Source organism: Streptomyces sp. NPDC000941 (assembly GCF_053599555.1).
Genome location: NZ_JBSFMM010000282.1, coordinates 1 through 12,479, shown reverse-complemented (window position 1 = coordinate 12,479; position 12,479 = coordinate 1). Strand labels below are relative to the sequence as shown.

The following is a 12,479-nucleotide window of genomic DNA, read 5'->3' as shown; positions in this document are numbered from 1 at the left end:
GCTGCCCGAAGCCTCGGGCAGCGGCGAGCACGTATGCCGTTACCCCTTGCGTCCCACCCCCGCGTAGATCCACAGATCCCGCGCGTCCGCCTCCGCGCGCTCCCGCTCGGTCTCCGGCTTCCAGCGGTGCGGCATCACCACGCCCGGTTCGACGAGCTCAAGACCGTCGAAGAAGGCCGTGATCTCCTCGTGGGTGCGTCCCTGCACATGGATGCCGCTTGCGCGGTAGAGGTTGGTGACCGCGTCGGAGAGGCCGGGGCGGGGGTCGATCGCGCCGTGGGAGAGGACGAGATAGCTGCCCGGCGCCAGGGGGGCCAGCAGCCGCTGGACGATGTCGTACGGCTTCCGGTCGTCGCCGATGAAGTGCATGAGCGCGTTGAGGGACAGCGCGACCGGCTCGCTCAGATCCAGCGTGGCGCGCAGCTCGTCGGCGGCCAGGATGGCCTCGGGGTCCTCGACGTCGGCGTGGAGGTAGGCGGTGCGCCCCTCGGGGGCGGAGAGCATCAGCGCCTGCGCGTGGGCCAGGACGATGGGGTCGTTGTCGGCGTAGACGACCCGGGAGGCGGGGGCCGCCTGCTGGGCCACCTGGTGCAGATTGGGCTCGGTGGGGATGCCGGTGCCTATGTCGAGGAACTGCCGGATGCCCGCCTCGGTGGCCAGCCAGCGGGTGGCGCGGTGCATGAAGGCCCGGTTGGCGCGGGTCCACGGGATGACGTCGGGCCATACGGCCTCGACCTGTTCCGCGGCCCGGGTATCGACGGAGTAGTGCGTCTTCCCGCCGAGGAAGTAGTCGTACATGCGAGCCGAGTGCGGCTTGCTGGTGTCGATTTGGTCCGCGCGAAAACCATGGCCGGTCATGAAGCCCACATTACTGGCCAGTTGGCGTGAGAAGTGAGCAACTTTCTTATCCGGAAAGAATCGTGGGGCCGAGGGCGCTCAGGACTCGGCGGAGCGGCGGATGGCCGCCTCGCGGGTGCGGACGTACCAGACGCCGAGCAGCCCCAGGCCGCCGCCGGCCAGGCAGGTCCACAGCCACCACAGATGGCCGTGGTCGTCGTACCAGCCGTAGAAGGGCAGCTGGACCAGGAAGAGGACGAACCACACGATCGTGCCACCGGTGATCGTGGCGACGACATTGCCCTCCAGGGGCGCCGGGGCCTCGTGCTTGGGGGTCCACTTCGTCATGTGCACAGCTTACGGGCCGGGTGTGGGGGCGGTGTCTCTCCGCCCGGTCCGTCACTTGACGTCATCGACCGTCGCCAAACGTCCGGGATTGGCGTTTTTGCACTTCATACATTCATACTGCAACCGTCCGGGTCTGGCTGGATTGTCTTGTCTGATCATCCAAAATGGCCTGTTGGTTATGTTCACGCACCTCTGAGGTACTTCATGTCCCCCTCGGCCACCGCGCCGGCCGACGCCAAGCAGCAGCAGGCTCCGGCACCCCCCAGAAACGGCCTGGACAGGTTCTTCCGGATCAGCGAGCGGGGGTCCTCCGTCTCCCGGGAGGTCCGCGGCGGTCTGGCGACCTTCTTCGCGATGGCCTACATCATCGTGCTCAACCCGATCATCCTCGGGAGCGGCGAGGACAAGTTCCAGCAGCACCTCGACAACGCCCAGCTCGTCACCGCCACCGCCCTGATGGCCGGCCTGACCACCCTGCTCATGGGGGTCATCGGCAACGTCCCGATCGCGCTCGCCGCCGGGCTCGGCATCAACGCCGTGGTCTCGCTGCAGCTCGCGCCCGAGATGAGCTGGCCGGACGCCATGGGCATGGTGGTCCTCGCGGGCCTGGTGCTGATGATCCTGGTGGCCTCCGGGCTGCGGCAGCGGGTGATGGACGCGATCCCGGGCGGGCTGCGCCGTGCGATCGCGATCGGCATCGGGCTGTTCATCGCCCTGATCGGCCTGGTCGACTCGGGCTTTGTCACCCGTAACCCGGACGATGCCCACACCACCGTGCCGATGGGTCTGGGCATCGAGGGCAAGCTGCAGGGCTGGCCGGTGCTGATCTTCGTGGCCGGGCTCGCGCTCACCTTCGTCCTGGTCGTCCGCAAGACGCGCGGTGCCATCCTCCTCGGCATGGTGACCATGACGGTGGTCGCGGTGGTGGTCAACGCCGTGGCCGATATCCCGGGCGGGAGCTGGGGGCTGACCGCTCCCGAGCTGCCGGACAAGGTGGTCTCCACCCCGGACTTCGGCCTGATCGGTCAGGTCAGCCTGTTCGGCGGGTTCCATGAGGTCGGCATCCTCACCGGCTGTCTGTTCGTCTTCACCGTGCTGCTGTCCGGCTTCTTCGACGCCATGGGCACGATCATCGGTGTCGGCGAGGAGGCGGGGCTCACGGACAAGCGGGGCCAGCTGCCGGGGATGGGCCGGATCCTGATGGTGGACGGCGTCGCGGTCGCGGGCGGCGGCTTCGGCTCGGCCTCGGCCAACACCTGCTTCGTGGAGTCCACGGCGGGTGTCGGGGAGGGCGCCCGTACGGGCTTCGCGAACGTGGTGACCGGTGGGCTCTTCCTGCTCGCGCTGGTCTTCACCCCGCTGGCCGAGGTCGTCCCGTCGCAGGCGGCGACCCCCGCGCTGGTGGTCGTGGGCTTCCTGATCATGGCCGCGAACGTCAAGGAGATCGACTGGAGCGACTTCACGATCGCGGTCCCGGCCTTTCTGGCCATGATCTCGATGCCGTTCACCTACAGCATCACCAATGGGATCGGCCTCGGCGTGCTGTCGTATCTGCTGCTGCGGATCGCGACCCGGCGGATGCGGGAGGTGCCCTGGCTGCTGAGCGCGGTCGGGCTGTGTTTCCTCGTCTACTTCCTGCTGCACCCGATCCAGCAGGCGCTCGGGTCCGGCTGACCCGGGCGCAGACGTACAGGGGCGCCGCCGGGCCCTACGGGGCCCGGCCGTAGAAGCGCTCCGTCTCGTCGACGGACGTTTTGAAGCGTTCGTCGAAGTCCTCGCGAATGAGCGTCCGGATGACATAGTCCTGGACGCTCATTCCGCGTTTCGCTGCATGCTCCCGGACCCGGTCCAGCAGCTCGCCATCGATCCGTAGGCTGAGCACTTTCGATCCCGTGGGCGATCCCATGCGGCCAGGGTCCCCGTGACATGCGTCTCGCTGCGTCACTTTCCGGAACTGACTCACTCGTATGGGTGAATATGTTACCGGGTCGTCATGCAGGTTTCATTAGGCGAGGTAATGAGTTATGCTAAAGACCATGTCGGATCTGTCCCATGGTGGCACCGAAGACACGGCCGCCGTGAACGCACTGCGATCCGCCGTGATGCGTCTGTCGCGACGGCTCAAGCACCAGCGCGTCGACGAGTCGCTCAGCCCCACGGAGATGTCCGTACTGGGCACGCTGGCCCTGTGCGGCTCGGCCACCCCGGGCGAGCTCGCCCGTAAGGAGCATGTCCAGCCGCCCTCGATGACCCGCATCGTGGCGCTGCTCGAGGCCAAGGGACTGGTCAGGCTGGAGCCGCATCCGGAGGACCGGCGGCAGAAAGTCGTCTCGCCGACGGAGCGGGCAGAGGTCATGCTCGAAGAGAGCCGGCGCAGGCGGAACGCCTGGCTGGCCGAGCTGGTCGGCGGGCTGACCGAGGAGGAGTGGGCCGCGCTTCGCGCCGCCGCGCCGGTCTTGGAGAAGCTCGCGCAGATGTAAGCAGATGTAAGAGGAAACGAGCCGCTTGGAGGCGAGCGCACTTTGAGTACGGGACCCGGAGCAGATTCCGCACCCGCACCCCATACCGACCCCGTGACCGACCCCACTGGTGCCGCCGCAGCCGGGCGCACCAGGGGCGGGACCTTCAGCTCCATGAAGATCCGCAACTACCGGCTGTTCGCCACGGGTGCGGTGATATCGAACACCGGCACCTGGATGTCGCGTATCGCCCAGGACTGGCTCGTCCTCAGCCTCACCGGCTCCTCCACCGCGGTCGGTATCACCACCGCGCTGCAGTTTCTCCCCATGCTGCTCTTCGGCCTGTACGGCGGTGTCATCGCCGACCGCTACCCCAAGCGGCGGCTGCTCGTGCTCACCCAGGCCGCGCTCGGGCTGTGCGGGCTCGCGCTCGCCGCGCTGACCCTCAGCGGGTTGGTACAGGTCTGGCATGTCTATCTGATCGCCTTCCTGCTCGGCATGGTCACCGTCGTCGACAACCCCACACGGCAGGCGTTCGTCGTCGAGATGGTCGGCCCCAAGGACCTGCGCAACGCCGTCAGCCTGAACTCCGCGAACTTCCAGTCCGCCCGGCTGGTGGGCCCGGCGGTCGCCGGTGTGCTGATCACCGCCGTCGGCAGCGGCTGGGCCTTCCTGCTCAACGGGCTGTCGTTCGCCGCCCCGCTCGTCGGCCTGCTGATGATGCGCCCCGCCGAGTTGCACAAGGTCGAGCGCGCGCCCCGCGGCAAGGGGCAGCTGCGCGAGGGGCTGCGCTATGTCGCCGGGCGCCCGGATCTGATCTGGCCCATCGTGCTGGTCGGCTTCATCGGCACCTTCGGCTTCAACTTCCCGATCTGGCTCAGCGCCTTCGCCGACGGCGTCTTCGACGCCGGACCGGGCACCTACGGCCTGCTCAACTCGCTGATAGCCGTCGGCTCGGTGACCGGCGCGCTGCTGGCCGCCCGGCGGACCACGACGAGACAGCGGGTGCTGGTCGGCGCGGCGCTGATGTTCGGCCTGCTGGAGGTCGCGGCGGCGCTGGCCCCGGCCTTCTGGATGTTCGCCGCGCTGATGGTGCCGATCGGGATCTTCTCGCTGACCTTCAACGTGACGGCGAACTCCAGCGTCCAGCTGGCGACCGACCCCGCGATGCGCGGGCGGGTGATGAGCCTGTTCATGATGGTCTTCGTGGGCGGCACCCCGCTCGGCGGCCCCCTGGTGGGCTGGCTGACCGACACCTACGGCGCGCGGGTCGGCTTCGTCGCCGGCGGTCTGGTCTCCGCGGCGGCCGCGGTGGCGGTGGGGCTGGTCCTCGTACGGGCGGGTGGCCTGCGGATGAAGGTGAACCTGCGGCCGGGGCGCCCGCACCTCACCTTCGTACCGCGAACCCCTGAGAACGGGGAGAACGCGCAGGAGGATCCGGTGCCCGCGGCGGTCTGACGCGGTTGTGGCAGGCGGGGCTGGCGGGGCAGGCGGGGCAAGCGGTCGCTGCGGGAGACTGGGCGGATGAGACTCTTCGCCGCTGTGCTGCCCCCCGAGGCGGCCGTCGCCGAGCTCGCCTCCCGGGTGGCGGCGCTGCGCGGGCTGCCGGGCGCGGACGGGCTGCGCTGGACCGAGCGCGCGGGCTGGCACTTCACGCTCGCCTTCTTCGGCCAGGTCGACGAGAGCGTGCTGCCCGTGCTGCACGAGCGGCTGGCGCGGGCGGCCCACCGCCATCCGCCCCACGAGGTCCGGCTCGCGGGCGGCGGCCGCTTCTCCGACAAGGTGCTGTGGGTGGGCGTCGAGGGCGACCGGACGACCCTGGGGCAGCTGGCCGACTCCGCCGAGGCCGGGGCCCGGCGGGCCGGTCTCCCTATGGACCGGCACCGCCCCTACCACCCGCATCTCACACTCGCGCGCTGCCGCGGCGGCGCGGATCTGCGGCCGTATGTGGTGGGGCTCGAAGACTTCGAGAGCGGCGTCTGGACGGTGCCCGAGCTCAGCCTGGTGCGCAGCCATCCGCCGACGCCCGGGGTCGTCGGCGCACAGCCACGCTACGAGGTGGTGGCCGCCTGGCCGCTGGGCCACTGAGCGGTCCCGTTACCCTCGAGGCGTGGATCCCAAGACCAGGAACCTGATCATGAGCGGTGCGCTCGTGCTGATACTCGTCGTCGTCGCCGTGGCGGCAGCGTTCGGCTGAACCTGAGGCTCGGCCGTACGCCGCCGCCACGGTGTGACGTGGCTGCGCGTGATGTGACTGTGCGTGATGTGACCGCGAGTCCTACCAGGCGAACGCCTCGGGCGAGGGGCCCGTGCCGGGGAAGATCTCGTCCAGCGCGGTCAGCAGCTCCTCGCTCAGGGTCAGCTCGCTCGCGCGGATCGCGGAGTTCAGCTGCTCGGCGACGCGCGGGCCGACGATCGGGCCGGTCACCCCGGGCCGGGTCAGCAGCCAGGCCAGCGCCACCTCGCCGGGCTCAAGGCCGTGCTTGTCCAGCAGGTCCTCGTAACGCTGGATCTGGTCGCGGACCGCGCTGTCCTTCAGCACGTCGGCGCTGCGCCCGGACGTGCTGCGCGCACCGCCGCCCTCACGCTCCTTGCGCAGCGCCCCGCCCAGCAGCCCGCCGTGCAGCGGCGACCAGGGGATCACCCCGAGGCCGTACGCCTGCGCGGCCGGGATGACCTCCATCTCGACGCGCCGCTCGAACAGGTTGTACAGGCACTGCTCGCTGACAAGACCCAGCGAGCCACGGCGCCGCGCGGCCTCGTTGGCCTGAGCGATATGCCAGCCGGCGTGGTTGGAGGAGCCGGCGTAGAGGATCTTGCCCTGCTGCACCAGGACGTCGATGGCCTGCCAGATCTCGTCCCAGGGGGTCGAGCGGTCGACGTGGTGGAACTGGTACAGATCGATGTGGTCGGTGCCGAGCCGCTTCAGGCTGGCGTCGACCGCGCGGCGGATGTTGAGCGCGGAGAGCTTGTCCTCATTGGGCCAGGGCTCGCCCTCGACGCCCATGTTGCCGTAGACCTTGGTCGCCAGCACGGTCTTCTCGCGCCGGCCGCCGCCCTGTGCGAACCAGCTCCCGATGATCTCCTCGGTGCGGCCCTTGTTCTCGCCCCAGCCGTAGACGTTGGCGGTGTCGAAGAAGTTGATGCCCGCGTCGAGCGCGGCGTCCATGATCGCGTGGCTGTCGGCCTGGTCGGTCTGCGGGCCGAAGTTCATGGTGCCGAGGACTACTCGGCTGACCTTGAGTCCCGTACGTCCGAGCTGCGTGTACTCCATGAACACCTAGCCAAGCCCTTTGAGTGCGCTCTAATCAAGGGTCCGCCGGGTCAGCTCAGGGCCAGTTCACTTCACCTTCGGTGACGGACACCGGCGCGAAGGTGTCCTCCTCGTAGAAGCGCACATGGCACTGGAAGGCGAGGGGGTCGACGACCCGCTCATGCAGCCAGAGCAGGAGCTCGTCCACCCGGTCGAGCTCATCGGGGTGGAACTCCTGGCGGGACGTCAGGGCCCAGCCGCCGCGGGCCCCGGGCTCCAGGGCCGAGAGGAGTACGCCGCCGGCGCGGTGGGCGGCGCCCTTGGCGGCGAGGACGGGGTACGGCTCGTAACTCATCAGCCAGTTGCCCTGCTCGTCCTCTTCCGGTCGGCCGTCGTCGCCGATCAGCGGCTCGGCGTAGCCGGTCACGAGGGACAGGGGGGTGGCGGGCTGGGGGGCGAGGCCAAGGTGCCAGCGGAGCTCGGATATCTCGGCGTCGGAGAGGGTGTCGGGGAGGTTCACCGACAAGATCAGGTCATAGATATCGGCCACGCGGCGATCATAGCGCCGGGGAAACTCCTGACGGCCCCGGAAAATCCGAATGCCCGCATTCTCGGCCGGGATGCGGCCGAAAAGCGGGCTCTCGGATACTGCCTGCCGTACCTGCCGAATTAATTGTTTCTTATCGGCTGTTGCGGGACTTCATGAAGCCGAGGACACCGAAGATCACGGTCAGCAGCGCGCCGATCAGCACCATGTACAGGCCGGGGGCAGCGCCCATGTCGGCCGCCTTCACGACCTGGTCGGCGTACTTTTCGGCCTCCGCCGCGGATGCCCCTTCGTCCTCCAGTTTCGAGGCGACCAGACGCGCCGGGTCCACCATGTTGATCACGCCGAAGACCACGGTGACCAGCGAGAGGACCGCACCGCCCAGGAAGAGCTGAGCCTTCTTGGTGACCATGGCGCCGATCAGGGCCAGCGCGGCCACGATGGAGATGATCAGCGTGAACAGGCCATCGCCGTCTATGCCCTTGACGCCGCCCGTGTCGCCGTTGGCCTCGCCGACCACCCAGTTCACCAGGGAGCCGACCAGCGCGAGGGCCGCGCCGACGATCCCGATGATCGCGAACTTCTTGCTCTGTCCGGCGTCCGCCGGAGCGCCCCCGGGTGCGGGCGCGGTTTGCGGATAAGAACCACCGTAATTGCTCATGGGGCAGACCGTAGGGCGGTCTTATTCTTCGACGCAACGCCGTGGTCCGCTTTGCCGCCAATTGACCGATAAATTTCCAAAAATTAATCTCCAGATCAGCGCAACTAATCCAGAGATTATGAATTTGTGTGTCGAGTCGGTGTCGAGTGCTCGCTTATTCGTTATCTGCCCGTTCTCGACGCAGTCAATCAGACAGGTGTAGCGGCCCTGGAGCCGCCCCTGGCCGACTGCCGCCCCCTCAGCTCCGGGCCAGGATGGCAGGCTTGGCCCATGCGTTCGCTTCTGTCCGTCCTCGGCGCCGCCGCACTGGTGGTTCTGCCCGCCGCCGCCCCGGCCGCCGCCGCCGACGACCACACGTCGCCGTCCTCGTTCACGATCGAGGACTCCAGGATCACCGAGTCCAGCGGTCTGGCGGCCAGCCGCGCCCACCCGGGCGTCTACTGGACGCACAACGACAGTGACGACGGCCCGTACATCTACGCCGTCGACAGCAAGACCGGGCGTACGGTCGCGACCGTCACCATGCGCGGCGTCGGCAGCCCGCGCGACGTGGAGGCCATCTCGATCGGGCCGGACGGCGACATCTACGTCGGCGATATCGGCGACAACCTGGACGGGACCTGGTCCCATGTGTGGATCTACCGTTTCCCCGAGCCGAAGACGCTGAAGAACACCACGGTCAGGGCGGTGCAGTACACCGTGAAATACGCGGACGGCCCGCGTAACGCCGAGGCGTTGATGATCGACCCCAAGACCGGCCGAGCCTATATCGCCAGCAAGAGCCAGAAGGACGGCGGACTGTACGCCGGGCCGAAAACGCTCTCCCCTTCCGGGACGAATATCTTCCGCCGGGTCGACGACATCGGCATGGAGGTGACGGACGGGGCCTTCGCCCCGGATGCCAGCAGACTCGTGCTCCGTGGCTATTTCAACGCCGCGGAGTTCAGATGGCGCGGCGGCAAGCTCGAAGATCTGAAGGAGGAGCCGGATCTGCCGCTGCAGCGGCAGGGCGAGTCGGTCACCTTCACGACCGACGGCGGCACGCTGATGTACGGCACGGAGGGCCCGGGCAGCGAGGTGACCGCGGTGAAGCTGGAGGGGGAGCTGCTGCCGGACGCGACGGCGAAGGAGCAGAAGAAGAACGGGGGCGGGGACTCCACGGGGGCCGGTGCGGTCTCGGAGAAGGAGAAGAACGGCAATCTCCTCAAGGGTGCGCTGGTGTTCGCCGTCGCCGCGGCCCTGTTCTTCGGCCTGCGCTCGGTCTTCCGCCGCCGGTGATCCGCCGCTGATCCCCTGCTGATCCCCTGCTGATTTCGAGGGGGCGGGGTCTACTTCTCGGCGGTGTCGCGGGCGCGGGCCGCGATGAATGCTCCGATGCCGTCGAGAAGGCTCCCCAGGCCGAATTCGAAGATGTCCTCGCCCCGCCCCATGAAGGTGTCCTCGTCGAGCGCCGCCTGCATCGGAAACCTGCCGCTGGCGAGCGCCTGCTCCATCGCGGGTGCGTGCGCCTTCCAGAACTCCTCGTCGCTGACGCCCGTACGCTTCTCGGCCGTGGCCGAGTTCAGCTGCGTGCGGGCGACGCCGGTGGCGAACCCCTCCACGGTCACGATGACATGGACCCGCTCGCGGTCGGTCAGGCCGAGGCCGTCGAGGCCGCGCAGCGCGAACTCCAGTCCCGCCATGGCGTTCGGCCCGAGGATGGGGCGCGACTGATCCACCTGGAGCAGCCAGGGGTGGCGTTCGTACAGCTGCCAGAAGCCGCGCGCCACCATCTCCAGCGTCTCCCGCCAGCCCAGATCCGGGGTGTGGGCGTCGGGGTCGAAGGACTGCACCTGATCCAGCATCAGATCCAGCAGCTCGGCCTTGCCGGGGACGTAGCGGTACAGCGACATGGTGCCGGTGCCCAGTTCGGCCGACAGCCGCCGCATGGAGACCGCGGCGAGACCTTCCGCATCGGCGACGGCGACGGCGGCCGTCACGATCCGCTGCAGGGTCAGCCCGGGCTTGGGGCCGCGGCTGGGCCGCTCGCCGGTGCCCCAGAGCAGTTCCAGGCTGCGGGAGATGTCTCCGCTGCCGCTGTGTTCGGTGGTCGTCATCGCGCGCTCATCCTAACGTCGCGGCCACAGAACCGAGTACACCGTACCCAAAACTGGGTACGGTGTACTCGTAATTGGGTACGGTGTACCCAGTGAGCGAGTGGCGGCACGGGTTCCTGTGGGGGTTCTTTTGACTGTGACTTTTTCGGACGTGGCGCAATGGGCGGTCTTCACCGAAGGACTGCGGAAGCGATACGGAGACAAGCACGCGCTCGACGGCTTCGACCTGGCCGTCGGCCGCGGCACCGTCCAGGGGCTGCTCGGTCCCAACGGCGCGGGCAAGACGACGGCCGTACGGATCCTGGCCACCCTGGCCAGGCCGAGCGGCGGCCGGGCCTTCGTCGGCGGGTTCGACGTCACACGGCAGGCCCGTCAGGTGCGCCGCCGGATCGGGCTGACCGGCCAGTACGCGGCGGTGGCCGAGATGCTGAGCGGACGGCAGAACCTGGTGATGTTCGGCCGCCTCTTCCATCTGGACAAGGCGCGGGCCGCGCGGCGGGCCGACGAACTGCTGAGCACATTCGGGCTGACCGAGGCCGCCGACACGGTGGCCAAGGAGTACAGCGGCGGTATGCGGCGCCGGCTCGACCTGGCCGCGAGCATGATCCTCGCCCCTCAGGTGCTGTTCCTCGACGAGCCGACGACCGGGCTCGACCCGCGCGGCCGCAACGAGGTGTGGGAGGCGGTCCGCTCGCTGGTCGCGGGCGGTACGACGGTGCTGCTGACGACGCAGTACCTGGACGAGGCCGATCAGCTGGCGGACCGGGTCGCCGTGATCGACCGGGGCCGGAAGATCGCCGACGATACGCCGGCCGAGCTCAAGCGGTCGATCGGCGGGGACCGGATCGAGGTGGTGGTGCGGGAGACCGCCGACCTGCCCGCCGCCGTCGAGGCGGTGGCGCGGGCGATGGACCGGGGCGCGGGGGCGGCCGCGCCAGAGGTTGACCGGGAGGACCGGCGGGTGACGGCGCCGGTGCGCGACCGGGTCGCGGCGCTGACCGAGGTCGCGCGGACGCTCCAGGAGCGGGGCGTGGCCGTCGAGGACATCGGGCTGCGCCGCCCGACCCTGGACGAGGTCTTCCTACGGCTGACCGGACACCGTACGGACGAACAGAACAGCGGCCAGAAGGCGGACAAGCGGGCGGAGGCACCCGCATGAGCGTGTCTTGGCGCGCTGTGCGGGCTGGACTGAGGAGCCGCGCAGCGACGGAGGAGCGAGCAGTGACGAGGGAAGCTCGCGCGTTGGAGCGCGCCGAGACTGAGCGGGGGGAGGGCGTATGAGCGGCGTGACAGCAGAGATGCCGACGGTCCTGGAGGGGCCGGAGCGGCGGGCGTACTGGGCGGTGGCGGACTGCGTGACCATCGTCAGGACCGAGCTGATCACCATCCTCCGCTACCCCGCCGCCATCGCCTGGCAGCTCGGCACCCCGGTGATGTTCGTGCTGCTGTTCGTCTATGTCTTCGGCAGTGCGATGGAGGTGGGCGGCGGGGCGGACTACCAGGACTACGCGCTGCCCGGGATGTTCGCGATGACGATGGCGAACGGGTTCATGGGCACCGCCGTCGCGGTCGCCGTCGTGAAGGAGAAGGGCGTCATGGACCGCTATCGCTCCATGCCCATGGCCCCCTCGGCGGTGGTCAGCGGGCGTGGCGTCGCCGATGTCATCAGCGCCGCGGTGGACCTGGCGGTGCTCGCGGCGATCGCCCTGGCCGTCGGCTGGCGGCCCGACGGCACCCTGCCGGAGACCCTGAGCGCCTTCGCGCTGCTGATCCTGCTGCGGTCCTCGCTGATCTGGGTCGGGGTGTATCTGGGGCTGCTGGTGCCCAACCAGCAGGCGGCGGGGAACCTCTTCGCGGTCGCCTTCCCCCTCGGGATGATCTCCAGCGTCTTCACCCCGCCCGCGATGATGCCCGACTGGCTGGGCGCGATCGCGCTGTGGAACCCCGTCTCGTCGACCGCGAACGCGATCAGGGACCTGTTCGGCAACCCGGTCCCCGGCGGGGGCGGCTGGGTGGAGCGGCACGCGACGCTGATGGCGGTGGTCTGGCCGGTGGCCCTCACGGCGGTGTTCCTGCCGCTGGCCGTACGCCGCTTCCAGCGGCTGAGCAGCTGAGCGGCCGCCCCGTACGTACGCGTAGGGGCCCGCGGCCGTCGAACGGCTGCGGGCCCCTACCGGGCTTCTCAGGTCAGCGATTCAGCGCACCTTCGGTGCGCGCCGGGGGCGTGGTAAATGCCGTGGCGGGCGCCGGGGGTGCTTCTGTCTGCCCTGATGTGGGC

14 protein-coding genes are annotated in these 12,479 nt (G+C 69.2%); 7 read left to right on the top strand and 7 right to left on the bottom strand.

Annotated elements, in window-relative coordinates; translation table 11 throughout:
- Positions 1-39: 39 nt before the first annotated feature.
- Positions 40-858 carry an SAM-dependent methyltransferase gene (locus ACWDSL_RS47495; RefSeq protein ID WP_450495225.1) on the bottom strand — a complete coding sequence of 273 codons (819 nt, stop codon included), beginning with the start codon at positions 856-858 and terminating at the stop codon, positions 40-42.
- A 78-nt stretch (positions 859-936) separates the two neighbouring features.
- Positions 937-1,185 (bottom strand): DUF2530 domain-containing protein, encoded by a 249-nt coding sequence (locus ACWDSL_RS47490; protein WP_450495224.1) that lies wholly within the window; start codon positions 1,183-1,185, stop codon positions 937-939.
- 204 nt (positions 1,186-1,389) lie between these two features.
- Here ACWDSL_RS47490 and ACWDSL_RS47485 point away from each other — a divergent pair, with 204 nt between their 5' ends.
- The gene (locus tag ACWDSL_RS47485; RefSeq protein ID WP_450495222.1) at positions 1,390-2,859 is read left to right on the top strand and encodes an NCS2 family permease; all 1,470 of its coding nucleotides are present in this window, start codon (positions 1,390-1,392) and stop codon (positions 2,857-2,859) included.
- A 34-nt stretch (positions 2,860-2,893) separates the two neighbouring features.
- Here ACWDSL_RS47485 and ACWDSL_RS47480 read toward each other — a convergent pair whose 3' ends face one another.
- A complete protein-coding gene (locus tag ACWDSL_RS47480) occupies positions 2,894-3,091 on the bottom strand; it encodes a ribbon-helix-helix protein, CopG family (RefSeq protein WP_014177490.1) in 198 nt (65 codons plus the stop codon).
- Between the two features lie 130 nt (positions 3,092-3,221).
- On the opposite strand from ACWDSL_RS47480, the gene ACWDSL_RS47475 reads away from it, so the two are divergent.
- From ACWDSL_RS47475 to thpR, 3 genes are all read left to right on the top strand, one after another.
- Positions 3,222-3,665 carry a MarR family winged helix-turn-helix transcriptional regulator gene (locus tag ACWDSL_RS47475; RefSeq protein ID WP_450495221.1) on the top strand — a complete coding sequence of 148 codons (444 nt, stop codon included), beginning with the start codon at positions 3,222-3,224 and terminating at the stop codon, positions 3,663-3,665.
- Positions 3,666-3,707: 42 nt separating this feature from the next.
- A complete protein-coding gene (locus tag ACWDSL_RS47470) occupies positions 3,708-5,102 on the top strand; it encodes an MFS transporter (RefSeq protein ID WP_450495219.1) in 1,395 nt (464 codons plus the stop codon).
- A gap of 66 nt (positions 5,103-5,168) precedes the next feature.
- Positions 5,169-5,732 carry an RNA 2',3'-cyclic phosphodiesterase gene (thpR, locus tag ACWDSL_RS47465; RefSeq protein WP_450495217.1) on the top strand — a complete coding sequence of 188 codons (564 nt, stop codon included), beginning with the start codon at positions 5,169-5,171 and terminating at the stop codon, positions 5,730-5,732.
- 190 nt (positions 5,733-5,922) lie between these two features.
- Here the strand turns inward: thpR and ACWDSL_RS47460 are convergent, their stop codons facing one another.
- From ACWDSL_RS47460 to ACWDSL_RS47450, 3 genes are all read right to left on the bottom strand, one after another.
- The gene (locus ACWDSL_RS47460; RefSeq protein ID WP_450495215.1) at positions 5,923-6,918 is read right to left on the bottom strand and encodes an aldo/keto reductase; all 996 of its coding nucleotides are present in this window, start codon (positions 6,916-6,918) and stop codon (positions 5,923-5,925) included.
- A gap of 55 nt (positions 6,919-6,973) precedes the next feature.
- On the bottom strand, positions 6,974-7,447 hold the full coding sequence (locus ACWDSL_RS47455) for a hypothetical protein (RefSeq protein WP_450495213.1): 474 nt from the start codon (positions 7,445-7,447) through the stop codon (positions 6,974-6,976).
- 130 nt (positions 7,448-7,577) lie between these two features.
- Complete coding sequence (locus ACWDSL_RS47450) at positions 7,578-8,105, bottom strand: Trp biosynthesis-associated membrane protein (protein WP_450495211.1); 528 nt, start codon at positions 8,103-8,105, stop codon at positions 7,578-7,580.
- A gap of 270 nt (positions 8,106-8,375) precedes the next feature.
- On the opposite strand from ACWDSL_RS47450, the gene ACWDSL_RS47445 reads away from it, so the two are divergent.
- Complete coding sequence (locus ACWDSL_RS47445; RefSeq protein WP_450495210.1) at positions 8,376-9,383, top strand: hypothetical protein; 1,008 nt, start codon at positions 8,376-8,378, stop codon at positions 9,381-9,383.
- Between the two features lie 50 nt (positions 9,384-9,433).
- On the opposite strand, the gene ACWDSL_RS47440 is transcribed toward ACWDSL_RS47445, so the two are convergent.
- Positions 9,434-10,201: a TetR/AcrR family transcriptional regulator gene (locus tag ACWDSL_RS47440; protein ID WP_450495208.1), complete on the bottom strand. Its 768-nt coding sequence runs from the start codon at positions 10,199-10,201 to the stop codon at positions 9,434-9,436.
- A gap of 151 nt (positions 10,202-10,352) precedes the next feature.
- Between ACWDSL_RS47440 and ACWDSL_RS47435 the strand changes: the two genes are divergently transcribed.
- Positions 10,353-11,360 (top strand): ATP-binding cassette domain-containing protein, encoded by a 1,008-nt coding sequence (locus tag ACWDSL_RS47435; RefSeq protein ID WP_450495206.1) that lies wholly within the window; start codon positions 10,353-10,355, stop codon positions 11,358-11,360.
- 118 nt (positions 11,361-11,478) lie between these two features.
- A complete protein-coding gene (locus ACWDSL_RS47430; RefSeq protein ID WP_450495205.1) occupies positions 11,479-12,315 on the top strand; it encodes an ABC transporter permease in 837 nt (278 codons plus the stop codon).
- The last annotated feature ends 164 nt before the right edge of the window (positions 12,316-12,479 follow it).